Below are 24,498 nucleotides of genomic sequence, written 5' to 3'. Positions count from 1 at the left end.
CTACTCCTCGGTGGATACGTCGGGGACCTGCCGCCTCGGCGGAACGGGGTCCAGGCCTCCAGGGTGCCAGGGTCCGCAGCGCAGCAACCGGCGGATGGTCAGCCAGGTTCCTCGCAGCGCACCGTGGACGGTCAACGCTTCCACCGCGTACGCGCTGCAGCTCGGGTAGAAGCGACAGGTCGGCGGCAGCAGCGGCGAGATGAACTTCCGGTAGAAGTGCACCGGCAGCAGTACGACCTTCGCGGGCAACGTGGTCATCGCAGCACCTTGCGCAGGGCGGAGGAGAAGTCGGCGGCGAGCTCCGAACTCGACGCCTCGGCTGCTGGGGCCAACGCCCGGACCACGACGAGAGTTCCCGGCGGCATGTCCGCCAGACACGGGCGCACGATGTGGCGAAGTCGCCGGTAGACCCGGTGGCGGACCACCGAGTTGCCCACTGTCTTGCTCACGACGAAGCCCACCTTGGACGAATCCAAGGTGGGCACGTCAGGCATCAAGGCGTGGACGACCAACCGGGGTCGTCCGGCGCGGCGGCCTCTGCGGACCACCAGGCCGAAGTCCTGGCTGCGGGTGAGCCGGGCGGCCGGTGGGAGCACGACGACGCTGCGCTTACCAGCCGCTGTCAGGCGGACAGAGTGGCACGGCCCTTGCTACGGCGCGCGGCCAGAATGGCGCGGCCGGCGCGGGTCCGCATGCGCAGCCGGAAGCCGTGCGTCTTCGCGCGGCGGCGGTTGTTGGGCTGGAAGGTGCGCTTACCCTTGCTCACGGTCGGTTCTCCCGGTGCTTCACTGCTTACAAAGCCTGGTGGTCGCCCCCGATGGCAGTGGACGTAGGCGCGCGAAAGGCGCCCGTCGCAAGCGGGAGACTCCACAGAGGGTACGCACCCCCGGGTGCGCCGACCAAATCGGGGTGGCCGACGCCACGTCTTGTGAGGCGTGGCGGGCCTTGTTACCGTTCTTCCCTCGCGCATGCCGGAGCTGGCGTGGGAGCCGCCACCGTACCGGCAACACAACGCACCGTTTAGTGCACAGTTGTGGATAACTCTGTGGATGCCTCTATTCTCCGTGTCCACGTGTGGAGTCATGGGCTCCAGTCGCAGGGGAGGGGGCGCAGAGGTGTCGAACCAGCAGGTCGACCTTGGTCTCGTGTGGGCCGAGGTGGTGCAGGAGCTCGCGACGAGTCACCTGTCCCCTCAGCAACGCGCGTGGATGAGGGTCACCCGTCCGATTGGTCTTCTGGACGGGACCGCCCTGCTCGCGGCTCCGAGCGACTTCGCGAAAGAGGCGATCGAACGCGCACTGCGCGACCCGATCACCGCCGCCCTGTCCCGCAGGCTCGGCCGCACGGTCTCCCTCGCGGTGAAGGTCGACTCTCCGGAACCGGCGAGCCCGCCGACCACGCCCATCCCGGTCCAGCCCGTTCCCGGCATCGCCAACGGCGACACGCCCGGCTCCGTGATCACGGACGACGCGCTCGCGGCTGTTGCGACAAACGGTGACACAGCAGCGGAAACAGGCGACTCGGACGAGGTCGACGAAGCCGGCGACGCGCTCGCCGCCGTCACCGAGATCTGGCCGACCTTCAACACGGCGAACACCGCGGTCGGCGCGACGCCCAACGCGAACCTCCCGTACACGAGGCCCGCCAACCCGTCGCCGTCGCAGACCCGGCTGAACGAGAAGTACAACTTCGACACGTTCGTCATCGGCGCCTCGAACCGTTTCGCGCACGCTGCCGCGGTCGCGGTGGCCGAGGCTCCCGCCCGGGCGTACAACCCGCTCTTCATCTGGGGTGAGAGCGGCCTCGGCAAGACGCACCTGCTGCACGCCGTCGGGCACTACGCCCAGCGCCTGTTCCCCGGCATGCGCGTGCGGTACGTGTCGACCGAGGAGTTCACCAACGACTTCATCAACTCGCTGCGCGACGACCGCAAGGTCGCCTTCCAGCGCCGCTACCGGGACATCGACGTTCTTCTCGTCGACGACATCCAGTTCCTGGAGGGCAAGGAAGGTACGCAGGAGGAGTTCTTCCACACGTTCAACACGCTCCACAACACGAACAAGCAGATCGTGGTGTCGAGCGACCGGCCGCCCAAGCGGCTGGAGACGCTGGAAGACCGCCTGCGCACGCGGTTCGAGTGGGGCCTGATCACGGACATCCAGCCGCCCGAGCTGGAGACCCGGATCGCGATCCTCCGCAAGAAGGCGGCGCAGGACCGGCTCGCGGCCCCGGCCGAGGTGCTGGAGTTCATCGCCGCCCGGATAGAGCGGAACATCCGCGAGCTCGAAGGCGCGCTCATCCGCGTCACGGCGTTCGCGTCGCTCAACCGCCAGCCGGTCGACGTCCAGCTCGCCGAGATCGTGCTGCGCGACCTGATCCCCGACTCGCACGCGCCGGAGATCACCGCGCCGACGATCATGGCGGTCACCGCCGAGTTCTTCGGCGTCACGATCGACGACCTGTGCGGCCCGGGTAAGACGAAGGCGCTCGCACAGGCACGGCAGATCTCCATGTACCTGTGCCGCGAGCTGACCGACCTGTCGCTGCCGAAGATCGGCCAGACGTTCGGCGGCCGCGACCACACGACGGTGATGCACGCGGACAAGAAGATCCGCAAGGAGATGGCCGAGCGCCGCCGGATCTACGACCAGGTCCAGGAACTGACGTCGCGGATCAAGCAGCGCGCCCGCCACGCTCCCTGATCCAACCCAGGTACGACGAGGGGTCCTCCGCCACGGAGGGCCCCTTCTTTTTGTTCGCACACAACGGGACCCGACGGCACGTGACCGCCGCACGGGCCGTACGCGCGCGCTCGAACCTGGGTGGAATCGAGGGATCCTCGGCCACGCAGACGGGCTTACTGTTCGCTCACCGCACTCGAAGGGGTGGGGACAACTGGAAACTTGTGAGACCCAGGCCACGATCTGGCCACAGAAGCCTGTTGAACACCCGGGTACAACTGCCCCGCACCCGGGGACGCACCCGGGGACAACTGTGGACGATCTGTGGATCGAGAGGTGTGCACAACTGGCTGTCCCCGGGTGCGCCGATCTGTCCCCGGGTGCCATCCCCCCTTAGTCCACATGGACGCTGGTGTCCCGACCTGCGTGTTTAACACCAGTCCACACAATCCACAGCCCTTACTGTTACTGCTGTTTGATCTCTTCTAGAAGAACTCAAAAGCAAAACAGCGGGGGACAGCTCCCGGGGATCGGTGCCCGAACCCCGAAGTGACGGGAAGGGCCAGGACGCTCTAACGTGGTTGCTCCGCACCTCGGGTCAGCCGAGGTCGAGGCTCCCTAACCCCCACTGGCACGTTGTCGTGGTTGGGCTTGTCGACTGTCGAGGAAAGGACGCCTCATGAAGATCCGCGTCGAACGCGACGGCCTCGCCGACGCTGTCGCCTGGGTCGCTCGCAGCCTTCCGTCCCGTCCGCCGGTCCCCGTGCTGGGCGGCGTGCTGCTCGACGCGGAGTCGGACGATTCGCTGACGGTCTCGGGATTCGACTACGAGGTCTCGGCTCAGGTCGGTGTCCCGGCGACGATCGCCGACGGGGGCCGCGCGCTGGTCTCCGGGCGTCTGCTCGCCGACATCACCAAGGCGCTCCCGAACCACCCGGTCGAGATCGCGGTCGACGGCGCTCGCATGATGATCAGCTGCGGCAGCGCCCGGTTCAGCCTCCCGACGATGCCGGTCGAGGACTACCCCGCGCTGCCGTCGATGCCTCAGCTGATCGGTGAGCTTCCCGGCGAGGTCTTCGGTGAGGCCGTCGGCCAGGTCGCCGTCGCCGCCGGCAAGGACGACACGCTCCCGATGCTGACCGGCGTCCGCGTCGAGATCGGTGACGGCAAGCTCGTCCTCGTCGCCACCGACCGCTTCCGGCTCGCGATGCGCGAGTTCCCGTGGGAGCCCGACGCCTCTCTCGGCGAGGTCGCGGTTCTCGTTCCGGCCCGCACGCTCGGCGACGCGGCCAAGACGCTCGGCTCGTCCGGCAGCAAGGTCGAGATGTCGCTCGCGGCGAACGACGGACTGCTCGGTCTGTCCGGTTCCGGCAAGCGCACGACGACCCGCCTGCTCGACGCGGACTTCCCGAAGTACCGCCAGCTCCTGCCGACCGAGCACTCGGCCGCCGCGATCATCGAGGTCGACACGCTCGTTCAGGCGATCAAGCGCGTCTCGCTCGTCGCCGAGCGCGGCACCCAGGTCCGGCTCGAGTTCGTGGACGGCGGCCTGCGCCTGTCCGCCGGTGGCGACGACGAGGGTTCGGCCGAGGAAGAGCTCCCGGTCGAGTACACCGGCGACGCGGTCACCATCGCGTTCAACCCCGGATACCTCCTCGACGGTCTCGGAGCGGTTCGCACGCCCCGTGTCCACTTGTCCTTCACCACACCCAGCCGACCGGCGCTGCTCAAGCCGGTGGACGAGGATGGGAACGTGGCGCCGGGCTACCTGTACCTCCTGATGCCCGTTCGCCTGCCCGGCTAAAACCTCTTACCGGGTAACGAGAAACGTTTAGGGGAGAACACCGTGCAGCTCGGACTCGTCGGCCTCGGCAAGATGGGTTTCAACATGCGCGAGCGGGTGCGCCGTGCCGGTCACGAGGTGATCGGCTACGACCGCAACCCGGAGGTCAGCGACTCGGAGTCGTTGGCGGACATGGTGTCCAAACTCGAGGCGCCGCGCGTGGTGTGGGTGATGGTGCCCGCCGGCGAGATCACCCGTAACACGGTGAGCGAGCTGTCCGAGCTGCTCGCGCCCGGCGACCTCGTGATCGACGGCGGCAACTCCAAGTTCACCGACGACCGCATTCACGCGGACCTGTTGGCGGAGAAGGAGATCGGCTACCTCGACTGCGGCGTGTCCGGTGGCGTGTGGGGTCTCGACAACGGCTACGCGCTGATGGTCGGTGGCGACGCCGCGCACGTCGAGCAGGCGATGCCGATCTTCGACGCGCTCCGTCCGGAAGGTCCGCGCGAGGAAGGTTTCGCGCACGCGGGCAAGGTCGGCGCCGGCCACTACTCGAAGATGGTGCACAACGGCATCGAGTACGGCCTGATGCAGGCGTACGCCGAGGGCTTCGAGCTGCTCGACAAGACCGACGTCGTGGACAACGTGCCCGCGGTGATCTCGGCCTGGCAGCGCGGAACCGTTGTGCGGTCGTGGCTTCTCGACCTGCTGGTGCGTGCGCTGGAGTCCGACCCCGAGCTCGACGACCTCCGCGGCTACGTCGAGGACTCGGGTGAGGGCCGGTGGACCGTCGAGGAGGGCATCAACAACGCGGTGCCGCTCCCGGTGATCTCCGCCGCGCTCTTCGCGCGGTTCCAGTCGCGGCAGGAGGACTCGCCCGCGATGCGTGCCGTCGCCGCACTGCGCAACCAGTTCGGCGGCCACGCGGTGCACATGGCCGGACCGTCGTCCGGCACCGGCAGCACCCAGGGCTAGCGAGGTGCACGTCAGACACCTCCAGGTCAGCGACTTCCGTTCGTGGGAGCTCGCGAACCTGGAGCTCGAGCCCGGCGTGACGGTGCTCGTGGGACGAAACGGTCAGGGCAAGACGAACCTGGTCGAGGCGATCGGGTACGTGGCGACGCTGGGTTCGCACCGCGTCGCCACGGACGCACCACTGATCCGGCACGGTGCCCAGCGCGCCGTCGTGCGGGCGGCCGTGGTCAACGACGAGCGCGAACTGCTCGTGGAACTCGAGATCACGGCGGGCAAGTCGAACCGGGCGCGGATCAACCGCGGTCCGGTGCCACGCCCGCGTGACGTGCTCGGGATTCTGCGCACCGTGTTGTTCGCACCTGAGGACCTCTCTCTTGTGCGAGGCGATCCGAGCGACCGGCGACGGTTCCTCGACGAGATGCTGGTGCTGCGCGCGCCGAGGTTCGCGGGCGTTCGCAGCGACTACGACCGTGTCCTGAAGCAGCGCAGCGCGTTGTTGAAGACGGTGAAGCATTCACGGTCGGCGGACCTCTCGACGCTCGACGTCTGGGACGGGCATCTGGCCAAGCACGGCGCGGAGCTCCTGGCCGCGCGGATGAAGCTGGTCCGCGACATGGCGGACCACGTGACTTCCGCCTACGCGGAGGTCGCTCCGGAGTCACGCCCGGCGCTCATCTCGTACAGGTCGAGCGTCGGCGAACTTCCGGAGGACAGGGAGAGCATCGAGGACCTGTTGCTCGCCGAGCTCGACCGGGTCCGGCGGCAGGAGATCGAACGCGGCGTGTGCCTGGTCGGCCCGCACCGCGACGACCTCGAGCTGACGCTCGGCGAGCTTCCCGCGAAGGGCTATGCCAGTCACGGAGAGTCATGGTCGTTCGCGCTCGCTCTGAGGCTCGGAGGGTACGAGCTGATGCGTGTCGACGGCATCGAACCGGTCCTCGTGCTGGACGATGTCTTCGCGGAGCTCGACCGCGGCCGGCGGCAGCAGCTGGCGAAGGTCGCGTCCGCCGCGGAGCAGGTGCTGATCACCGCGGCGGTGGCGGAGGACGTGCCCGACGAGCTCAGCGGTGCCCGTTTCGACGTGAACGGCGGGGAGGTCCGACGTGTCTGACTCTGAGCCCCAAGATGTAGCTCGATCGGGTGTGTCCGCCCACACATCTGGGGACAAGTCTGTGGATGGTGTGGATAACTCCGTCACAAATCCGGACTTGTCCACAGGTTCATTCACACCTGAGGGTGAGCCACTGAAGGGTTCTGACCTCGCGCGAGCCGCTCTCGAGGCCGCGAAGGCCAGTGCGAAGGCCCGCGGACGGACCCCCGGCAGCAAGTCGAAGGGCCGTCCGGTCAACCGCCGGCGCCGCCGTTGGTCGGGTCCGGGACCGGACGACCGCGACCCTCAGGCGATCGGCCGGATCGCGTCGAGGATCGCCGCCGACCGGGGCTGGGTCGAGCAACTTCAGGGTGGCCAGGTCTTCGGCCGATGGGCAAAATTAGTGGGAGAGGACGTCGCCGAGCACGCGAAACCGATCGCTCTCAGTGACGGGGAACTGACGGTCCAGGCGTCGTCGACGGCATGGGCCACTCAGCTGCGCCTGCTGCAGCGCGATCTGCTCAAGCGGATTGCTGCGGGTGTCGGCCACGGCGTCGTCAAACGGCTCAAGATCAAGGGACCGGACGCGCCGAGCTGGCGACACGGCCCCAGGCACGCGCCTGGGCGCGGTCCGCGTGACACCTACGGGTGAGCTCCTGTCAAGGGCTCAGCGGCGATTCTGCGGCTCAATGAGCGTTCACCAGCGGATTTGAACCCCCGTTTCGGCCGTCCTGACCCGTCTGGTGCCGCGTGAGGCGCTCTGTGACCGAATCAAAGGTGTCCTTGCCCCCGTTCTGTCGGGGTGCACCGGTAGAATCACAGGGAGCGTCACCCATCACCGTGCGGGTTCTGCCCGCATCAGCGAGGAGACTCCACGCCCGTGTCAGCTAAGAAGAATGAGTACGACGCGTCCTCGATCACCGTCCTCGAAGGCCTCGAGGCAGTGCGCAAGAGGCCGGGTATGTACATCGGTTCGACCGGCGAGCGCGGTCTGCACCACCTGGTCCAGGAAGTCGTGGACAACTCCGTCGACGAGGCCATGGCCGGCTACGCGACGACTGTCGACGTGACCCTGCTGGCCAACGGCGGCGTCCGGGTGATCGACGACGGTCGTGGCATCCCGACCGGCATCCACCCGGTGGAGGGCGTGCCGACCGTCGAGGTCGTCATGACCAAGCTGCACGCGGGCGGCAAGTTCGACAGCGACTCCTACGCGGTGTCCGGTGGTCTGCACGGCGTCGGCATCTCCGTGGTGAACGCGCTGTCCACCGCCGTCGACCTGGAGATCAAGAACGCCGGCCACGTCTGGAACCAGCGCTACGAGGGCTCCAAGCCCGCGCACGAGCTGCGCAAGGGCGAGCCGACTACGGAGACGGGCACCACCGTCACGTTCTGGGCCGACCCGGAGATCTTCGAGACCACCGAGTACAACGTCGAGACGATCGCACGCCGCCTGCAGGAGATGGCGTTCCTCAACAAGGGGATCACGATCATCCTGCGCGACGAGCGGGTCTCGCCGGAGGACGAGGAAGCAGACGCCGAGGGCCACAAGGCCGCGGTGAAGGAGCGCGTCTTCCACTACCCCGGTGGTCTGGAGGACTTCGTCCGCCACATCAACCACACGCGCGAGGCCGTGCACCAGAAGGTGATCGGGTTCGAGGCGAAGGGCGAGGACCTCGAGGTCGAGGTCGCGATGCAGTGGAACACGGGCTACACGGCCTCGGTCTACACCTTCGCGAACACGATCAACACGCACGAGGGCGGCACGCACGAAGAGGGCTTCCGCGCCGCGTTGACGCGTGTCGTCAACGAGTACGCGCGCGAGAAGAAGCTGCTCAAGGAGAAGGACACCAACCTCACCGGTGACGACATCCGCGAGGGTCTCGCCGCGATCATCTCGGTGAAGTTGAAGGAGCCCCAGTTCGAGGGCCAGACGAAGACCAAGCTGGGCAACAGCGAGGCCAAGTCGTTCGTGCAGAAGTCGACGAACGAGCACCTGGCCGACTGGTTCGAGCGGCACCCCAACGAGGCCAAGACGATCGTCACCAAGTCGGTGTCGTCGGCGCAGGCCCGCATCGCCGCGCGCAAGGCCCGCGAGCTGGTGCGCCGCAAGGGTGCGCTCGACATCGGCGGCCTGCCGGGCAAGTTGAAGGACTGCCGTTCGACCGAGCCGGAGCGTTGCGAGCTCTACATCGTCGAGGGTGACTCCGCGGGCGGCTCGGCGAAGGAGGGGCGGGACTCGATGTACCAGGCGATCCTGCCGATCCGCGGCAAGATCATCAACGTCGAGAAGGCGCGCATCGACCGCGTCCTCAAGAACACCGAGGTCCAGTCGCTGATCACGGCGCTCGGCACCGGCATCCACGACGAGTTCGACCTCACCAAGCTGCGCTATCACAAGATCGTGCTGATGGCCGACGCCGACGTCGACGGCCAGCACATCCGCACGCTGCTGCTCACGCTGCTGTTCCGCTTCATGCAGCCGCTCATCGAGCACAACCACGTGTACCTCGCGCAGCCGCCGCTCTACAAGATCAAGTGGCAGCGCGCAGAGCCGGAGTACGTCTACTCCGACCGCGAGCGCGACGCCGTGATCAAGGCAGGTCTCGAGGGCGGCAAGCGGCTCGGCAAGGAAGACAACATCCAGCGGTACAAGGGTCTTGGCGAGATGAACGCCGAGGAGCTGTGGGAGACCACGATGGACCCGGCGAACCGGATCCTGCGGCAGGTCACCATGGACGACGCGGCCACCGCCGACGAGCTGTTCAGCGTGCTCATGGGCGAGGACGTCGAGGCACGCCGTTCGTTCATCACCCGCAACGCCAAGAGCATCAAGTTCCTGGACATCTAGTGGCGCGACGCAGAACGTGGGCGGTGAATTCGTGGTCAGACGGGTGCCTCGCGGCACCGCCCCCGCGCCCCCGTACAACCAGTACGAAGGCGCGGGGGCGGCACCACGATGCACCCGTCTGACCACGAATTCACCGGCAACGTTCTGCGCCACTCCACTAGTCCGGTCTTGATCCCTAGGCATCCTGGCGTTTCCGGCGAGAAGGAAAGAGAACAGTGACCGATACGACTCTGCCCCCGCAGCACGACCGCATCGAGCCGGTCGAGATCCAGCAGGAGATGCAGAACTCGTACATCAACTACGCGATGTCCGTCATCGTGGGTCGTGCGCTGCCGGACGTGCGTGACGGGCTCAAGCCCGTGCACGTCCGGGTGCTGTACTCGATGTTCGACTCCGGCTTCCGTCCCGACCGCGGCTTCAACAAATGCGCGCGCGTCGTCGGCGACGTCATGGGCAACTACCACCCGCACGGCGACTCGGCGATCTACGACGCGTTGGTGCGTCTCGCCCAGCCGTGGGCGCTGCGCTACCCGTTGATCCAGGGCCAGGGCAACTTCGGCTCGCCGGGCAACGACCCCGCCGCCGCCATGCGGTACACGGAGTGCCGGCTCTCCCCGTTGGCCATGCACATGCTGGCCGACATCGAGGAAGAGACCGTCGACTTCCGCGACAACTACGACGGCCGCATCCAGGAGCCGGTCGTCCTTCCGTCGCGCATCCCGAACCTGCTGATCAACGGCAGCTCGGGCATCGCGGTCGGCATGGCGACCAACATCCCGCCGCACAACCTCCGCGAGGTGGCGGCCGCGGTGGTGTGGGCGCTCGACAACCACGAGGCCTCCGACGAGGAGACCCTCGAGGCGACGATCGCCCGGATCAAGGGCCCGGACTTCCCGACGTACGGCCAGATCCTCGGCACCTCCGGCATCGAGGACGCGTACCGCACCGGCCGCGGCTCGGTCCGCATGCGCGCGGTCGTCGAGATGGACGAGGACGCCAAGGGCCGCACGATCCTGGTCGTCACCGAACTGCCGTACCAGGTCAACCCGGACAACCTGGTCGAGAACATCGCCGCGCTGGTGCGCGACGCGAAGCTCACCGGCATCGCGAACATCGCGGACGAGTCGAACCGCCGCATCGGCATGCGCATCGTGGTCACGCTCAAGCGCGACGCGGTGGCGAAGGTCGTGCTGAACAACCTCTACAAGCACACCCAGCTGCAGTACTCGTTCGGCGTCAACATGCTGGCGCTGGTCGACGGTGTGCCGCGCACGCTGCGGATCGACCAGATGATCCGCCACTACGTGAAGCACCAGATCGAGGTCATCGTCAGGCGGACCCGCTTCCGCCTGCGCAAGGCCGAAGAGCGCGCGCACATCCTGCGCGGTCTGGTGAAGGCGCTCGACCACCTCGACGAGGTCATCGCGTTGATCCGCCGGTCTCAAACGCCGGACGAGGCGCGTGAGGGTCTGATCTCGCTGCTCGAGATCGACGAGGTCCAGGCCAACGCGATCCTGGAGATGCAGCTCCGCCGCCTGGCCGCCCTCGAGCGCCAGAAGATCATCGACCAGTTGGCCGAGATCGAGCTGGAGATCGCGGACCTCAAGGACATCCTCGAAAAGCCGGAGCGGCAGCGCAAGATCGTGCGCGACGAGCTCACGACGATCGTGGACAAGTTCGGCGACGACCGCCGCACGAAGATCATCCCGTTCGACGGCGACGTGTCCATGGAGGACCTGATCGCGGTCGAGGACGTGGTCGTCACGATCACGCGCACCGGCTACGCGAAGCGCACCAAGACCGACCTCTACCGGGCGCAGAAGCGCGGCGGCAAGGGCGTGCAGGGCGCACAGCTGAAGCAGGACGACATCGTCGCGCACTTCTTCGTGTGCTCGACGCACGACTGGATCCTGTTCTTCACGAACAAGGGCCGTGTGTACCGCACGAAGGCGTACGAGCTGCCTGAGGCGAACCGCAACGCCCGCGGCCAGCACGTGGCGAACCTCCTCGCGTTCCAGCCGGACGAGGAGATCGCGCAGGTCATCCAGATCAAGAACTACGACGTGTCGCCGTACCTCGTGCTCGCCACTCGCAAGGGTCTGGTGAAGAAGTCGAAGCTGTCCGACTTCGATTCCAACCGATCGGGTGGTCTTATCGGCATCAACCTGCGCGAGGACGACGAGCTGGTCGGCGCGGTGCTCTGCTCGGCCGACGACGACCTGCTCATGGTGTCCGCGGACGGCCAGTCGATCCGCTTCCACGCGACCGACGACGTGCTGCGCCCGATGGGTCGTGCCACCTCAGGCGTGCAGGGCATGCGCTTCAACGCCGAAGACGAGCTGCTCTCGGTGGGCGTCGTGCAGGAAGGCCTGTTCGTTTTGGTCGCGACGGACGGTGGGTACTCGAAGCGAACGCCGATCGAGGACTACCCGGTCCAGGGTCGCGGCGGCAAGGGTGTGCTGACCATTCAGCACGACCGCCGACGTGGCAGGCTGGTCGGAGCGCTCATCGTCGACGTCGATGACGAGCTCTACGCCATCACCTCGAGCGGCGGGGTCATCCGGACCCGAGCCGAGCAGGTGCGCAAGGCTGGACGGCAGACGAAGGGCGTGCGGCTGATGAACCTCGGCGAGAGCACCACTTTGATCGCCGTCGCACGCAACGCGGACGAGCCCAGCGACGTCACTAACGGTGAGGCGTCTGCCGCGGAGGACTCTGCCGCTGACCAGGCAGACACCACCCCCGACTCGGCTGAGTAGTCGGAATTGCTAGCGAGAGGCTAAGGACAGCTCGTGACTCCACCCGAGAACCGCGAAGGTCGGGACGCGGACAAGACCGCGGTGATCACCAAGCCTTCTTCCCAGAACGCTGCGAAGAAGGCGGAGCCGGCCGCGCCGGCTGCCTCCGGTTCCTCGGGTGGGAACGCGCAGGGCAAGACCAAGCCTGTGTCGGCGGAGAAGGCGGCCGATGCCGCCGCACCCGCCGCTGCTCCCGAGACTCCCGCTGCCGCGCCGGCCGCTCCTGCTGCTTCCGCAGAGCAGAAGACCGTCGCGATCGACACGTCCACTCCGGCTCCTGCCGCCGCTCCTGCTGCGACTCCAGCCCCGGCTGCGACTCCAGCTCCAACGCCGGCTCCGGCGCCTGCCGCTGAGCCGGTCGCGCCGGTCGCCGCCGTCGCCGAGGAGCCGGTCGTCGTCTCCGCGCCGCCGCCCTGGCAGCGCGTGACGAACGACACGGAGGCCGCCCAGGACTCGACGCAGGCGTACGTGGCTCCGGGCGCGCCGCCCGTGCCGTCCGCCGAGCAGGCCCCGGCCTTCCCGCAGACCGACCCGGACACCGTCAAGGTGCAGAAGCCGGTGGTCACGGGCTCGGCCGTGCCGGTGGGCCTGGGCAGCAGCCGCACGTCGGTGAACATGGGCAGCGGGGCTCGTCCCGCCGCGGCCACGCCGTCGGCCCGCCGCCCCGGCCGCGGCCCCCGTCGCGCCTCGCTGCAGGTGAAGCGCGTCGACCCGTGGTCGGTGCTCAAGCTGGCCCTGGTGCTGGGCGTCGCGCTGTTCTTCGTCTGGCTCGTGGCGGTCGGCGTGCTCTACGGCGTGCTGCACGGCATGGGTGTCTGGGACAAGATCAACAGCACCGCGAACGACCTGCTCCAGGCCAACGAGCCGGGCGAGCCGTTGATCAGTGCCGGCCGCGTGTTCGGCGTCTCGGCGATCATCGGCGCGGTCAACATCGTGCTGTTCACGGCGCTGGCGACCGTGGGCGCGTTCGTCTACAACGTGTCCGCGGATCTGGCCGGTGGCTTGGAGTTGACGCTCTCCGAGCGTGAGTGACCCCCGATTTGGGGCGGCGACGGACGATCCTGTAAGGTTCTTCTCGTCGCCCCAAGGGGTGACAGTTGATCGAGGGCCTATAGCTCAGGCGGTTAGAGCGCTTCACTGATAATGAAGAGGTCGGAGGTTCAAGTCCTCCTAGGCCCACTCGATTCGGCGCATACTTATGTCGGCGGAATTCGCCAACCTATGCCGAATCATCGTCCTTTTATCTGGGGGCAAGCCCCCAGACCCCCTGCCGGGGGCGAGCCCCCGGACCCCCATCACAGTTGATCGCTCCGCAGCCGCTGTGGTGCTGTAGCGTGGTGGGGTCGTGCACCAGCAGTCTTGGGAGGGATTCGAAGTGGCTAAGAAGATCATCGCACTCGTCGTGGTTGCCGGTGCGGTTCTGTTCTTCGTGAAGCGCAGCCGTTCGGCCAAGGCCGACGCGGACCTGTGGCGCGAGGCCACCGCTCCCACCGACTGATCCTGAGGGCGGCCTGCCGCCCCCAGATCGCGGGGACGTAGCTCAATTGGCAGAGCACCGCCTTTGCAAGGCGGGGGTTAGGGGTTCGATTCCCCTCGTCTCCATTAGTTGTTCACGCAGAAGCCCTGTTCGCCGCCGTAGCGAACAGGGCTTCTGTGCTTCTCGCGTCATACGTTGGCTAGCGACTTCTTCGAGGACTGCCGAAGCTTGTCGATGCTCCACACTCCCGCGCCGGTGAACACCAGCAGCAGGAACGCCCACGAGTAGACCGCCGCGAGCTCGCCACCGTTCTGCAGCGGCAGCAGACCGCGCGGCTGGTGTACCACGAAGTACGCGTAGGCCATGGCGCCGGAGACGACCAGCGCTGCCCATCGCGTCCACAGACCGATGAGGACGAGGCCGCCGCCGATCAGCTCGATGAGGCTCATCGGGCCCATTGGCCAGGAGAGCAGATCAGTTCCCTTGGACAGCTTCTGAACCCCGTGCATCACGAAGAACAATCCGAGGACGATGCGGAAGAGCGCCAGGGCGTGCTCTCGTCTTTGCTCCAGGAACTCCATTGTCAGGGTCCTTCCAGGGCGCGGGGGCAGGGGCAGGGCACAAAAGGTATGGACCAATTTAGAGTGTGCCGCTAGAGGCGCATTTGGTATCTGGTTGACTGTTGCCCCTATGAAACGAGCACTGTTGCTGCCCCTGCTCGGAGCACTCGCCGCGTGCGCTCCCGCTGTCGTCCAGAGCACGCCGGTTCCCGCGACGTCGACCCAGCAGGTCACCACCACGACCAGCGCGGCTCCGACAGTGCCGCCCGCGCCCCAGCCCGCGAAAGACGGCGCCTGCCCGTACCTGGCGACGACATTCGTGGCCGAGGCGAACGGACAGCGCGTACCAAAGGTGAAACTGTCAACGGACGAGCCGCACCCGGCGTGCTTCTTCTACGCCAACGCGACTGAGATCCAGTTGACCGTGCGCGTCTACGTGGGTGATGAGCGGATCGCCAAGAAGATCGTGGACGAGGCGGCGCCGGACGGTTCACAGCCCGCGAACTCGCCCACCGGGTGGACCGGGGGGTACGTGAGCAACGACAGCGGCGTCGTCTACGCCGTGGCGAAGAGCGACGCCGCTGTGGTCGTCACCAGCAACCAGAAGCAGTCGATCAAGGCTCGCCGCATCGCGGAGACCGCGATCACGAACCTCAAGCTCTGACTACTTGACCGGCTCCTTCTGGACGGGCACCTGCCCGTTGAGGACGGGCTCCGGCAGCGGAGCCTGCTCCTCGTCGTCCTGCAGGTGGATCTCTTCCGGCCTGCGCGTCAACGCGACGTAGCCGGCAACTGCGGCCGCGATCAGCAGACCCATCACCCACGGCCAGCGGCGGCGCTTCGGTGCGTCACCACCGATGTTCGCCGCGGCCTTGCGGATCTCCTTGGCACGCGACTTGGCGTCCTTGCGCGCGTGCTTGGCGGCCTTTCGAACTTCCTTGCGCACTTCTTCGGCTTTGCTCATGAGGTCCGCGCGCGTCTTCGCGCTCTTCTTGGCGAGGCGCTTGCGGGAGCGGCGGGTCTGCTTCTCCCAGTCCTCGGCCTTGCCCATGAGCGTGTCGGCCCGCTCGACGAGCGCGCCGCGAACCTGGTCGGTGGTGATGCCGCGCTCCGCGAGTTTCACCTCAGCGGCGTGACCAGCGCGAACGACACCTTGGCGCGCGGCCTTCAGACCGGTGCCGACAGCCTTGCCAACGGACTCGCCGGCGCGGGTCATGACGTCCACCTCGTCCATCCTGTGCTCCACATGTTGTCGTCCGGTTATGTCATAGAGGTACCCATCGTGCCCCTTTCTGAACATCGCTGCCCGTGGATGGCACGATGGGGTGGTGGCTGACAGCAACGAATCCTTCGTCGGGACCAAGGTGACGGCGACCCTGCACACCACGCAGGGCGACATCCGCATCAACCTGTTCCCCGACCACGCCCCCAAGACGGTGGCGAACTTCGTCGGGCTCGCCGAGGGCACCCGCGACTACACCGAGGCGAACGCGAGTGGCACGAAGTCGGGGCCGTTCTACGACGGCACCCTGTTCCACCGCGTCATCGCCGGCTTCATGCTCCAGACGGGCGACCCGACCGGCACCGGCCGCGGTGGCCCCGGCTACCGCTTCGCGGACGAGTTCCACTCGGAACTGCAGTTCAACAAGCCGTACATCCTCGCGATGGCGAACGCCGGGCCCAACACCAACGGTTCCCAGTTCTTCATCACCGTGGCGCCGACGACGTGGCTGAACTTCAAGCACACGATCTTCGGTGAGGTGGCGGACCAGGAGTCGCGCGACGTCGTCGACGCGATCGGCAACACCACGACCGGTGCGGGCGACCGTCCGGTCAACGACATCAAGATCGAGCGGATCACGATCGAACGCGCGTGAGCAACGCCCCCGTGCCACCGGAAGGGCCGATCGGAGCGGAGCCGGAAACCCCGGTCTGCGCACGTCATCCCGATCGGCCCACCCGGCTGCGCTGCACCAGGTGCGACCGCCCGATGTGCACGGACTGCCTGCGCGACGCCGCGGTCGGCATGCAGTGCGTCGACTGCGTGAACCAAGGCAAGCGCACGGTCCGTTCCGCTCGCACGATCGTGGGCGCGGAGGTGTCGGACCGCGTGATCGTCACGCCGGTGCTGATCGCGCTCAACGTGCTGGCGTACGTGGTGACGGTCTTCCAGTCCGGCAGCCCGATGAACAACGACAGAGCGGGCTTCTTCACCGCGACCTCGATGATCCCCGAGCTCACCGCCCAGGGTGAGTGGTGGCGGGTCCTCACGTCGGGCTTCATGCACTTCGGTCTGATCCACCTGGCGCTCAACATGGCGGTTCTCCACGTCGTGGGCCAGAACGTCGAACGGGAGCTGGGCAAGCTCCGGTTCAGCGCCGTGTACTTCCTGTCGCTGCTCGGCGGCAGCGCGGCGGCGTTCTACTTCGGCACCGTCTGCCAACAGCTCGCCGGAGCGTCCGGTGCGGTGTTCGGCCTGATGGGCGCGTTGCTCATCCTGTGGAAACGCCAGCGGCGGGACATCTCGACGATCGTCGTGGTCGTCGGGATCAACCTGGTGTCGAACCTCTTCACCAACGCCTCGCTGCTCGGGCACCTCGGCGGGTTCGTGATCGGCGGCCTGCTGACGATCGCGATGGTCAGGGCGCCCGCGCAGAACCGCAACCTCTACCAAATCGGTGCCGTGGTGGCCGCCGTGGTGTTGCTCGGCGGCATGTTCGCCCTGAGGGCGGCTCAGCTCGACACCGACGCGGAGGTCATTCTCGAGATCGCCAGGACCTGCCGCCCGAATTAGGGGCGCAGGGCGTGGAGCACTCCGGCGACTTCTTCCGGGTCGGCGCCGAGGTCCAGTTTCGTGAGCACCACGAGACGGTCGTCGGCGTCGAGCTCCAACGACTGCTGTTCCCTGCCGAGCCGGCGAGTGGTCTGCAGCTTGATCTTCACCTCGTGCCACGGCAGGTGCGTCGTGTTCGCGAGCCCGCGCACGGCGAGCCCGTTCACGTCCGCGGACAGGCGCGGCCGGGCGATCGTCGCGAACGCCGCGAGGTACGTGACCAGCAACGTTGCCAGTCCGATGAGGAGACGGCCCGCGTTGTCGTCCGCGATGATCGTGGCGAACGCGAGCATGAGGGCGACGACCCACGCGACCGCGACGAGCGGGGCGGGAGTGGACCAGGTGCGAGTCACACCGTCGAGTGTCCCGCATTCAATGTGGACAACTGAACGGCTCCGCATGAGGGGAAACCGACGCTTGTGCAATTTCGCGCAAAGTTGTCCACAGGACTTGTCCCCAATGGGGATGACTTACAGCCGTGTGCTTCGGTGACGCTCGGATGAACCAGGTGAACCAGGAGATAACAAAGGTCGGCCCGGACGTGTGACGTCCGGGCCGACCTCGACGAACAGTGAGCGGGTGAGCGCCTAGCGCCAGCGCATCGTCATCAGCAGGCCGATGATCATCAGCGCGAAGCCGATGGCGAAGTTCCACGCGCCCAGCTCGAGCATGAACGGGATCTTCTCGGCCGCGATGTAGTTGACGACCAGCCACGCGAGGCCCAGGACCATGAAGCCGAGCATGATAACGACGTAGACCGGGTGTGACGGTCCCGCTGCCTTGACCTTGACCGGCGTGCGGCGGTCAGTCGGTGCGGTGTAGGCCGCCTTCTTCCGGACCTTGGACTTGGGCATGCTGTCCTCGCCTGACGTGGATATCCCTCAGTGACGCAAGTTTACGTGCACTACTCGGGGAACACGTTAACGTAGCGGAGGTGGTGAGCGAACCACCTGGCAGACGCAGTTGTTTTCAGTTCACAGTCCGCGCGGAGGTTCTCAGGTGAACTCGGGACCGCAGCAGCCGCCTCCAAGGCGCCCTGCACCCCGTCGTGATGACCTGCAGCACGTGCGGGCCACCCCGGCGCCGCGCCCGGTGCCGCCGCCCGACGCAACGCAGTTCACCAGCGCTTTCTCGGGCAGCCTGCCTCCGGGCGGCGCTCCGCCGCGCCGTCAGGGACCGCCTCCCGGTGGCCAGCCGCCGGGCACTCCAGCGCGCGGAATTCCGCAGGGTCCTCCTCCTGGAACGCCGACGCGGGGAATGCCTCCACAGGGCCCGCCTCCCGGAACCCCGCCTCCCGGAATGCCTCAGCAGAGCCGGCCTCCGCAGGCAATGCCGCCCCGTCCTCGCCCGGTCGATCCGCCCACCGAGGTGATCCCGCGCGTAGAGGACGACTACGACGACGATTACTACGACGATGACGACTATTACGACGAGGAAGAGGCCAAGCCCACCCCGCCGCCGGACAGCACGGCCCGCAAAGTCGTGCGCGGCGTTGGCGAGGCACTCATCACGATGGGCCTGGTCGTACTGCTGTTCGTCGTCTACGAGGTCTACGTGACGGACCTGCTCTCCGCGGAGAAGCAGCAGGAGGCCACCGCCGCGCTCGACTCCGAGTGGAGCTCGAACGTCGTGACGCCGCCCCCGTCCGACCCGAACCGCCAGGCCAAGACGACCCTCATCGAGGGCAAGGCCTTCGCGAAGATGTACATCCCGGTCTTCGGCAACGACTGGAAGTTCTCGGTCGTCGAGGGCACGACCGACAAGCACCTCGAGATCGGCCCCGGCCACTACAAGGACACCGCCCAGCCGGGAGAGTCGGGCAACTTCGCCATCGCCGGCCACCGAGTCGGCAAGGGCGCCCCGTTCAACGACCTCGACCTGCTCCAGTCCTGCAACGCCATCGTCGTGCAGACCCAGACCCAGTGGTTCGTCTACCGAGTGCTCCCGATGAGCAACGAGGTCGCCGGCTGGGCAGCGAACGCGAGGTCGAAGGAAGCCGCCTGCACCGGCGTGGCCCCGCTGTCGACCACCCTCGGCGACGCCTACGCCAAGACCGTGGGCCAGGAGATCGTCGTGCCGACCCAGGGCGAAGTGATCGCCCCGATCCCGCACCAGGTCAACACCGCGGTGCCGGCCGACAAGCAGGCCCGCCTGCTCACCCTGACGACCTGCCACCCGCGCTTCTCCGACCGGCAGCGCCTGATCGTGCACGCCATCGAGACCAAGAGCTACCCGGTGGCCGACGGCTTCGTGCCGCCAGAGATGACGGAGGGCTGATGTACGGCTGGATCTGGCGGCACCTGCCGGGCCCGCTGTATCTGCGGATCGTCGAGGCCGTCGTGCTGACCGTGGGCATCATCGCGCTGCTGATGTTCGTCGTGTTCCCGTGGGCGGAGCCGAAGCTGCCGTTCAACCACGTCACGACCCAGTGAGCTGATCGGTTGAGTTGAGCGGCTGAGTCGAGCGGAGCAGCCGGGCGGCTGAGTTGGGCGGCGGTTCGCGGCTCAGTGATCGACTGATGCGGGTCACCTGGACGGGTGATGTGCGGTGGTGATCATGGGCTTGGGACGGCTGTTTGCGCAGTTCAGCGGATTGGGTCCGCTAACGTGGGTCGAGGTTGGACGAGTTGTCCACAGGAATTCAGGATCGGCGGGAACCGAAATCCTGCCGTTGTCGTTGCGACATGAGGAAGCGCGCGGGGGCAGCGGGCACAGGCTCGGTGCTCGACGACTGCCGGAGCCGTTGTCACAGCTGTCACGATCACGGGTGACGTTGTGATGGTGGCGGGGCAGGGTTGAGGACACGGGCTCGAGGACGTGCTCAGCCAGAGCGTGCCGGGCACCAAGGCGGACTGGGCATCAAGGAGTGCTGGGCGCCGGCGTGGCGGTCGGCGTGGCGGCGTGGCGGTCGGCGAGACGGCGTGGCGGTCGGCGAGACGGCGAGGCGGTCGGCGAGACGGCGAGGGCGGCGTCGGGCGAGGCCGTGTCGGCGTTGAGGCGCAGCGGCCGTTCGCGTAGAGCAGCCGGGTGCAGCAGCCGTTCGGGCAGAGCGGCCGTTGGCGCAGCTCAGCGTTCGCAGACCAGGTATCCGCACGACGCGCCAGGTATCTGCACAGCGTGTCCGCACGACGGGCCAGGTGTCCGCACGACCGCGAGCGAGTAAGTGAAGCCGCCACCGCGCCCACGCGATGGCGGCTTCATCAGGGAACGGCGGTCAGCCGTTCGAGATCGCGGTCATCTCCTCGCGCGAGACGACCTTCACGCGCTCGCGGCCTTCGAGTGCCCCCAGTGCCATCTCGTGCAGGTCGAGCCGGCTCCAGCCCTCGTTGGTCACGAACGGCACGGCGCGCTGTTCGAGGAACTCCACGATGGCGTCCCGGGAGGCCTCGGTGTGGCTGGCATCCGAGGGGTCCTCGGCGCGGCTGCCATCCGGGGAGGATGCGGCGCGGCTGCCGTCCGGAGAGGACGCGGCGTGGTTGGCATCCGGGGAAGACGCGGCGCGGGGGAGGGAGTCCAGGTCCTCCAGCAAGCTGGTGATGGTCTCCAGGGCGTCGCCCTTGGTGTGGCCGATGAGGCCGATCGGGCCGCGCTTGATCCAGCCGGTGACGTAGACGCCTGGGATCGGCACCTCGTCCAGGTCCAGCACGCGGCCCGCGAGGTGCGGGATCGTGCCCGAGACGTGGTCGAACGGGATGTCGGGCAGGTGCGTCGAGAGGTAGCCGACCGCGCGGTAGACGGCTTGGACGTCCCAGTCCGTGTAGACGCCGGTGCCGCGGACGTTGCCGTCGCCGGTCAGCTCCTGGGTTTCGGTGCGCAGGCCGGAGACGCTCGAAGTGCCGAGCACCTCTACCGGTGCTTCCAGGAAGTGCAGGTGCAGGCGGCGCGGGCGGGAGCCCACGTCGCGGATCGCCCACTCCTGCAGGGTCTTCACGATCATGGAGACCTGCTTGTCGCTCCGGATCGCGGCCAGGGAGGCCTCGTCGAACTCGATGCCCTCCGCGTGGACGATGACCTCGACGGACGGTGAGTGGTCGAGTTCGCGCAGTTCGAGCGGCGTGAACTTCGCCTGGGCCGGGCCGCGGCGGCCGAACACGTGCACGTCGGTCACCGGGGAGGCGGCCAGGCCCTCGTAGACGTTCGGCGGGATTTCGGTCACCAGCAGTTCGTCGGCGCTCTTGGCCAGCACGCGGGCGACGTCCAAAGCCACGTTGCCGACGCCGAGCACGGCGACCGACTTGGCGGTCAGTGGCCAGGTGCGTGGTGCGTCCGGGTGGCCGTCGTACCAGGACACGAAGTCGGCGGCGCCGTAGCTGCCGGGCAGGTCGATGCCCGGGATGTCCAGCGGGCGGTCGCAGGAGGCGCCGGTCGAGAAGATGACCGCGTTGTAGAACTGGCGCAGGTCGTCGAGTTTGATGTCCACGCCGTACTCGACGTTGCCGAAGAAGCGGACGGACGGCTTGTCGAGCACCTTCTGCAACGCACCAACGATGCCCTTGATGCGGGGGTGGTCGGGCGCGACGCCGTAGCGGACCAGGCCGTAGGGCGCCGGCAGCTTCTCGAAGAGGTCGATCTGCACGTCGACGTCGGACTTGGTCAGGATGTCGGCCGCGTACACACCGGCCGGACCGGCGCCGATGACCGCGACGCGCAAGGGACGACTCATGACACCTATTTTAGGGAAGGCTTACCTCATCCCAGACGAGAGCTAACTCACTCGACTAGACCGACTAGGCTCTGTCCATGCGCGTGCTCGTGGTCGACAACTACGACAGCTTCGTTTACAACCTCGTCCAGTACCTCGCCCAGCTCGGGGCCGAGTGCGTCGTGCGGCGCAACGACGAGTTGGACCTCGACGAGATCGCGAAGGTCGACGGCGTGCTCGTCAGCCCTGGGCCCGGTACGCCGGAGCGGGCCGGCTCGAGCATCGACGTGATCAAGCGGTGTGCCGACACCGGTAAGCCGGTCTTCGGCGTGTGCCTCGGCCATCAGGCCATCGGTGTGGTGTGGGGTGGCACGGTCGACCGCGCGCCCGAACTGCTGCACGGCAAGACGAGCATCGTCTTCCACGAGGGCAAGGGTGTGCTCGCCGGTGTGCCCAAGCCGTTCATCGCCACCCGCTACCACTCGCTGACGGTGCTGCCGGAGACGATCCCCGCGGAGTTCGAGGTCACAGGCAAGACCGAGACCGGCATCGTGATGGCCATGCGCCACAAGGAACTGCCGGTCGAAGGGGTGCAGTTCCACCCGGAGTCGGTGCTCACCGACGGCGGCCACCGGATGCTCGCGAACTGGCTCAAGGTCTGCGGCTACGAGGTTCCCGAGGCGACGGTCGCGACACTCGAGAACGGCATGCGCACGCTCGCCGCAGCCGCTCGCCAGTAACCAAACCAATAAGCAAAAAAGGGCGGCTCCGAGGAGCCGCCCTTTTCGTCGTGACCTGGCGCTAGGTGGTGACGATGCCTGCCTTGCCGATGTTCACGGTCACCGAAGTGCCCTTCGAGATCGCCGTGCCCTTCGCGGGCTGCTGGGTGATCACCTTGTTCACCTGCGGCGACCCCGGCGAGACCGTCTGGTCCTGCACGTTGAGAACACCGTTCCAGCCCAGCGCCTTCAGCTTGTTCTCGGCTTCCTTCTCGCTCAGGCCGGTCAGGTCGGGCATCTCGAACTGGTTGCCCTTCGAGACCTTCAGCGTGACCGTGGTGTCCTTGGCCGCCTTGCTGTTGCCGACCGGGGTCTGCGAGATGACCTTGCCCTCGGGCTTGGCGCTGTCGACCGGCTCGATGTTGACCTTGAAGCCGGAACCCTGGAGCGTCTGGCGGGCGTCGTCCTGATCATCACCCACGACATCCGGCACGTTCTGCTTGTCCGGTGCCTTGCCGAGCTGGATGTTGATCGTGCCGCCCTTCTTCAGCTTCAGGCCGGGCTCCGGGTTCTGCGTCGCGACCTTGCCCTGCAGCTTCGCGTCGTCGACCTCGATCGACTCGGCGGCCTGCACCAGCTTGAAGCCACTGGGGTCCTTGTCGACGATCGCCTGGGCCTCCTGGGCGGTCTTGCCCTTCAGGTCCGGGACGGTCGCCTCACCGGGAGGCGCGCCGACGAAGACCGTGACCTGCGAGCCCTTCTGCACCTGCGAGCCGTCGGGCGGGTCGGACCTGATCACCTTGGAGATCTGGTCGGACGTGCACGGGGCCGCGGCGCCGTTCGCGCCCGGCTCGCACGCGATCTCCTGCTGCAGCGGCACGAGGCCGGCCTTGGTGATCAGTTCCTTGGCTTCCAGCGGGCTCCGGCCGACGAGCGACGGGACCGGGACCTTGTCGGAGGTCTGGCTGCCGGAGTTCATGATGTTCGCGGTGATCCACGCGGCGAGGCCGAGCACGGCCACGCACAGGATCACCACCAACGTGATCATGATGGCCTTCTTGCGCTTGGCGCGCCGCTCTTCTTCCTCGTCGGCGATCGGGTCGTACTCGTCCTCGGGCTCCGACTTCAACGCCGCCGGACGGTGCCGGCCGCCGGCGTTGACGACCTGCGTGCGAGGGGTGCGCGCCTGCTCGTTCATCACGGCGGTGCGGTCCTCGGCGGTCATCACGGCCGGGGCGGAAGGACGCTGACCCGACAACACGCGCACCAGGTCGGCGCGCATCTCCGCGGCCGACTGGTAGCGGTTCGCGGGACCCTTCGCCATTGCCTTCAGCACGATCGCGTCGAGCTGCGGCGACACCTTCGGGTTCAGCTGCGACGGCGCCTTCGGGTCCTCCCGCACGTGCTGGTACGCGACCGCGACGGGGGAGTCACCGGTGAACGGCGGCTCGCCGGTCAGCAGTTCGAACAGCACGCAGCCGGCCGCGTAGACGTCGGAACGGGCGTCGACGGACTCGCCGCGCGCCTGCTCCGGTGAGAGGTACTGGGCGGTGCCGATCACCGCGGCGGTCTGGGTGACCGCGGCCTGACCGTCGTGCAGGGCACGGGCGATGCCGAAGTCCATCACCTTCACGGCGCCGGACTTCGTGATCATCACGTTCGCCGGCTTCACGTCGCGGTGGACGATGCCGTGCCGGTGGCTGAAGTCGAGCGCGGCCGAGACGTCGGCCATGACCTCCATCGCGCGCTTGCCCGACAGCGGACCCTGCGTCTTCACGATGTCGCGCAACGTCCGGCCGTCGACGAACTCCATCACGATGTACGGCAACGGGCCGTACTCGGTCTGCGTCTCGCCGGTGTCGTACACCGCCACGATCGCGGGGTGGTTCAGTGCAGCCGAGTTCTGCGCCTCGCGCCGGAAGCGTTCCTGGAACTGGGTGTCACGGGCGAGGTCAGCGCGCAGCACCTTGATCGCCACGTCTCTGCCGAGACGGACGTCCCGCCCCTTGTGGACCTCGGACATGCCGCCGTACCCGAGGGTCTCACCCAGTTCGTAGCGGTTTGAGAGCAGTCGTGGAGTGCTCATC

The 24,498-nt window shown here is 67.4% G+C and carries 23 protein-coding genes, 2 tRNA genes and 1 pseudogene; 17 read left to right on the top strand and 9 right to left on the bottom strand.

The window, feature by feature from the left end; genetic code table 11:
- From yidD to rpmH, 3 genes are read right to left on the bottom strand one after another with little or no spacing between them, the layout of a single operon-like run.
- Nucleotides 1-258 carry a membrane protein insertion efficiency factor YidD gene (gene yidD, locus ABZ345_RS15850; protein ID WP_359848116.1) on the bottom strand — a complete coding sequence of 86 codons (258 nt, stop codon included), beginning with the start codon at nt 256-258 and terminating at the stop codon, nt 1-3.
- A complete protein-coding gene (gene rnpA, locus ABZ345_RS15845; protein ID WP_359848113.1) occupies nt 255-596 on the bottom strand; it encodes a ribonuclease P protein component in 342 nt (113 codons plus the stop codon). The genes yidD and rnpA overlap by 4 nt, the downstream gene beginning before the upstream one ends.
- Nucleotides 597-622: 26 nt before the next feature.
- On the bottom strand, nt 623-766 hold the full coding sequence (gene rpmH / locus ABZ345_RS15840; RefSeq protein ID WP_030465619.1) for a 50S ribosomal protein L34: 144 nt from the start codon (nt 764-766) through the stop codon (nt 623-625).
- A gap of 349 nt (nt 767-1,115) precedes the next feature.
- Here rpmH and dnaA point away from each other — a divergent pair, with 349 nt between their 5' ends.
- The 11 genes and pseudogenes from dnaA (at nt 1,116) to ABZ345_RS15785 (ending at nt 13,783) form a co-directional block, all read left to right on the top strand.
- Nucleotides 1,116-2,702 (top strand): chromosomal replication initiator protein DnaA, encoded by a 1,587-nt coding sequence (gene dnaA / locus ABZ345_RS15835; RefSeq protein ID WP_359848109.1) that lies wholly within the window; start codon nt 1,116-1,118, stop codon nt 2,700-2,702.
- Between the two features lie 658 nt (nt 2,703-3,360).
- Entirely contained in the window at nt 3,361-4,485 is a 1,125-nt protein-coding gene (gene dnaN / locus ABZ345_RS15830) for a DNA polymerase III subunit beta (protein ID WP_359848106.1), read from the top strand.
- A 42-nt stretch (nt 4,486-4,527) separates the two neighbouring features.
- Nucleotides 4,528-5,442, top strand: coding sequence for a phosphogluconate dehydrogenase (NAD(+)-dependent, decarboxylating) (gnd, locus tag ABZ345_RS15825; protein ID WP_359848103.1), 915 nt, complete (start codon nt 4,528-4,530; stop codon nt 5,440-5,442).
- 4 nt (nt 5,443-5,446) lie between these two features.
- Nucleotides 5,447-6,553, top strand: coding sequence for a DNA replication/repair protein RecF (gene recF, locus ABZ345_RS15820; protein ID WP_359848100.1), 1,107 nt, complete (start codon nt 5,447-5,449; stop codon nt 6,551-6,553).
- A gap of 97 nt (nt 6,554-6,650) precedes the next feature.
- Nucleotides 6,651-7,184 carry a DciA family protein gene (locus ABZ345_RS15815; protein WP_359848098.1) on the top strand — a complete coding sequence of 178 codons (534 nt, stop codon included), beginning with the start codon at nt 6,651-6,653 and terminating at the stop codon, nt 7,182-7,184.
- 228 nt (nt 7,185-7,412) lie between these two features.
- On the top strand, nt 7,413-9,383 hold the full coding sequence (gene gyrB / locus ABZ345_RS15810) for a DNA topoisomerase (ATP-hydrolyzing) subunit B (protein WP_359848095.1): 1,971 nt from the start codon (nt 7,413-7,415) through the stop codon (nt 9,381-9,383).
- A gap of 215 nt (nt 9,384-9,598) precedes the next feature.
- Entirely contained in the window at nt 9,599-12,142 is a 2,544-nt protein-coding gene (gene gyrA, locus ABZ345_RS15805; protein ID WP_359848092.1) for a DNA gyrase subunit A, read from the top strand.
- Nucleotides 12,143-12,436: 294 nt separating this feature from the next.
- Nucleotides 12,437-13,213, top strand: coding sequence for a DUF3566 domain-containing protein (locus ABZ345_RS15800; RefSeq protein WP_359848346.1), 777 nt, complete (start codon nt 12,437-12,439; stop codon nt 13,211-13,213).
- 73 nt (nt 13,214-13,286) lie between these two features.
- Nucleotides 13,287-13,360 (top strand) — tRNA-Ile (locus tag ABZ345_RS15795).
- Between the two features lie 196 nt (nt 13,361-13,556).
- Nucleotides 13,557-13,676 (top strand): annotated as a pseudogene (locus ABZ345_RS15790) (DLW-39 family protein); the annotation flags it as partial.
- A 34-nt stretch (nt 13,677-13,710) separates the two neighbouring features.
- Nucleotides 13,711-13,783 (top strand) — tRNA-Ala (locus tag ABZ345_RS15785).
- A gap of 63 nt (nt 13,784-13,846) precedes the next feature.
- Here ABZ345_RS15785 and ABZ345_RS15780 read toward each other — a convergent pair.
- Entirely contained in the window at nt 13,847-14,239 is a 393-nt protein-coding gene (locus tag ABZ345_RS15780) for a DoxX family protein (RefSeq protein ID WP_359848089.1), read from the bottom strand.
- Between the two features lie 109 nt (nt 14,240-14,348).
- On the opposite strand from ABZ345_RS15780, the gene ABZ345_RS15775 reads away from it, so the two are divergent.
- Entirely contained in the window at nt 14,349-14,882 is a 534-nt protein-coding gene (locus ABZ345_RS15775) for a DUF2020 domain-containing protein (RefSeq protein WP_359848087.1), read from the top strand.
- Here ABZ345_RS15775 and ABZ345_RS15770 read toward each other — a convergent pair whose 3' ends face one another.
- Nucleotides 14,883-15,452 carry a hypothetical protein gene (locus ABZ345_RS15770; RefSeq protein ID WP_359848085.1) on the bottom strand — a complete coding sequence of 190 codons (570 nt, stop codon included), beginning with the start codon at nt 15,450-15,452 and terminating at the stop codon, nt 14,883-14,885.
- A 94-nt stretch (nt 15,453-15,546) separates the two neighbouring features.
- Between ABZ345_RS15770 and ABZ345_RS15765 the strand changes: the two genes are divergently transcribed.
- Nucleotides 15,547-16,095 carry a peptidylprolyl isomerase gene (locus ABZ345_RS15765; protein ID WP_359848083.1) on the top strand — a complete coding sequence of 183 codons (549 nt, stop codon included), beginning with the start codon at nt 15,547-15,549 and terminating at the stop codon, nt 16,093-16,095.
- A complete protein-coding gene (locus ABZ345_RS15760) occupies nt 16,092-17,012 on the top strand; it encodes a rhomboid family intramembrane serine protease (RefSeq protein WP_359848081.1) in 921 nt (306 codons plus the stop codon). Before ABZ345_RS15765 ends, ABZ345_RS15760 begins: the two co-directional genes overlap by 4 nt.
- Here the strand turns inward: ABZ345_RS15760 and ABZ345_RS15755 are convergent.
- Both ABZ345_RS15755 and crgA read right to left on the bottom strand, forming a co-directional pair.
- On the bottom strand, nt 17,009-17,404 hold the full coding sequence (locus ABZ345_RS15755; protein ID WP_359848080.1) for a PH domain-containing protein: 396 nt from the start codon (nt 17,402-17,404) through the stop codon (nt 17,009-17,011). The genes ABZ345_RS15760 and ABZ345_RS15755 overlap by 4 nt on opposite strands.
- A 234-nt stretch (nt 17,405-17,638) precedes the next feature.
- Nucleotides 17,639-17,905 (bottom strand): cell division protein CrgA, encoded by a 267-nt coding sequence (gene crgA, locus ABZ345_RS15750; protein WP_045313022.1) that lies wholly within the window; start codon nt 17,903-17,905, stop codon nt 17,639-17,641.
- 514 nt (nt 17,906-18,419) lie between these two features.
- Here crgA and ABZ345_RS15745 point away from each other — a divergent pair.
- Entirely contained in the window at nt 18,420-19,328 is a 909-nt protein-coding gene (locus tag ABZ345_RS15745; protein WP_359848077.1) for a class E sortase, read from the top strand.
- Nucleotides 19,328-19,483 carry a hypothetical protein gene (locus ABZ345_RS15740; protein WP_359848074.1) on the top strand — a complete coding sequence of 52 codons (156 nt, stop codon included), beginning with the start codon at nt 19,328-19,330 and terminating at the stop codon, nt 19,481-19,483. Before ABZ345_RS15745 ends, ABZ345_RS15740 begins: the two co-directional genes overlap by 1 nt.
- Nucleotides 19,484-20,264: 781 nt before the next feature.
- Here ABZ345_RS15740 and ABZ345_RS15735 read toward each other — a convergent pair.
- On the bottom strand, nt 20,265-21,686 hold the full coding sequence (locus ABZ345_RS15735; RefSeq protein WP_359848343.1) for a pyridine nucleotide-disulfide oxidoreductase: 1,422 nt from the start codon (nt 21,684-21,686) through the stop codon (nt 20,265-20,267).
- A gap of 104 nt (nt 21,687-21,790) precedes the next feature.
- Here ABZ345_RS15735 and ABZ345_RS15730 point away from each other — a divergent pair, with 104 nt between their 5' ends.
- The gene (locus ABZ345_RS15730) at nt 21,791-22,432 is read left to right on the top strand and encodes an aminodeoxychorismate/anthranilate synthase component II (protein ID WP_359848071.1); all 642 of its coding nucleotides are present in this window, start codon (nt 21,791-21,793) and stop codon (nt 22,430-22,432) included.
- A 61-nt stretch (nt 22,433-22,493) separates the two neighbouring features.
- Here ABZ345_RS15730 and pknB read toward each other — a convergent pair whose 3' ends face one another.
- Entirely contained in the window at nt 22,494-24,497 is a 2,004-nt protein-coding gene (gene pknB, locus ABZ345_RS15725) for a Stk1 family PASTA domain-containing Ser/Thr kinase (RefSeq protein WP_359848068.1), read from the bottom strand.
- Nucleotide 24,498: the final 1 nt, after the last annotated feature.

This window comes from Lentzea sp. NPDC005914 (genome assembly GCF_040629405.1).
Lineage (GTDB): Bacteria > Actinomycetota > Actinomycetes > Mycobacteriales > Pseudonocardiaceae > Lentzea.
Note: the sequence above shows the minus strand (reverse complement) of the source record. Positions and strands in the feature narration are given on the sequence as shown.

Excerpts from the sequence above, each read along its gene's own strand:
- yidD (WP_359848116.1), bottom strand. The coding sequence starts at position 258 with ATGACCACGTTGCCCGCGAAGGTCGTACTGCTGCCGGTGCACTTCTAC.
- ABZ345_RS15740 (WP_359848074.1), top strand. The coding sequence starts at position 19,328 with ATGTACGGCTGGATCTGGCGGCACCTGCCGGGCCCGCTGTATCTGCGG.
- ABZ345_RS15775 (WP_359848087.1), top strand. The coding sequence starts at position 14,349 with ATGAAACGAGCACTGTTGCTGCCCCTGCTCGGAGCACTCGCCGCGTGC.
- dnaN (WP_359848106.1), top strand. The coding sequence starts at position 3,361 with ATGAAGATCCGCGTCGAACGCGACGGCCTCGCCGACGCTGTCGCCTGG.
- ABZ345_RS15730 (WP_359848071.1), top strand. The coding sequence starts at position 21,791 with ATGCGCGTGCTCGTGGTCGACAACTACGACAGCTTCGTTTACAACCTC.
- crgA (WP_045313022.1), bottom strand. The coding sequence starts at position 17,905 with ATGCCCAAGTCCAAGGTCCGGAAGAAGGCGGCCTACACCGCACCGACT.
- ABZ345_RS15780 (WP_359848089.1), bottom strand. The coding sequence starts at position 14,239 with ATGGAGTTCCTGGAGCAAAGACGAGAGCACGCCCTGGCGCTCTTCCGC.
- ABZ345_RS15770 (WP_359848085.1), bottom strand. The coding sequence starts at position 15,452 with ATGGACGAGGTGGACGTCATGACCCGCGCCGGCGAGTCCGTTGGCAAG.
- pknB (WP_359848068.1), bottom strand. The coding sequence starts at position 24,497 with ATGAGCACTCCACGACTGCTCTCAAACCGCTACGAACTGGGTGAGACC.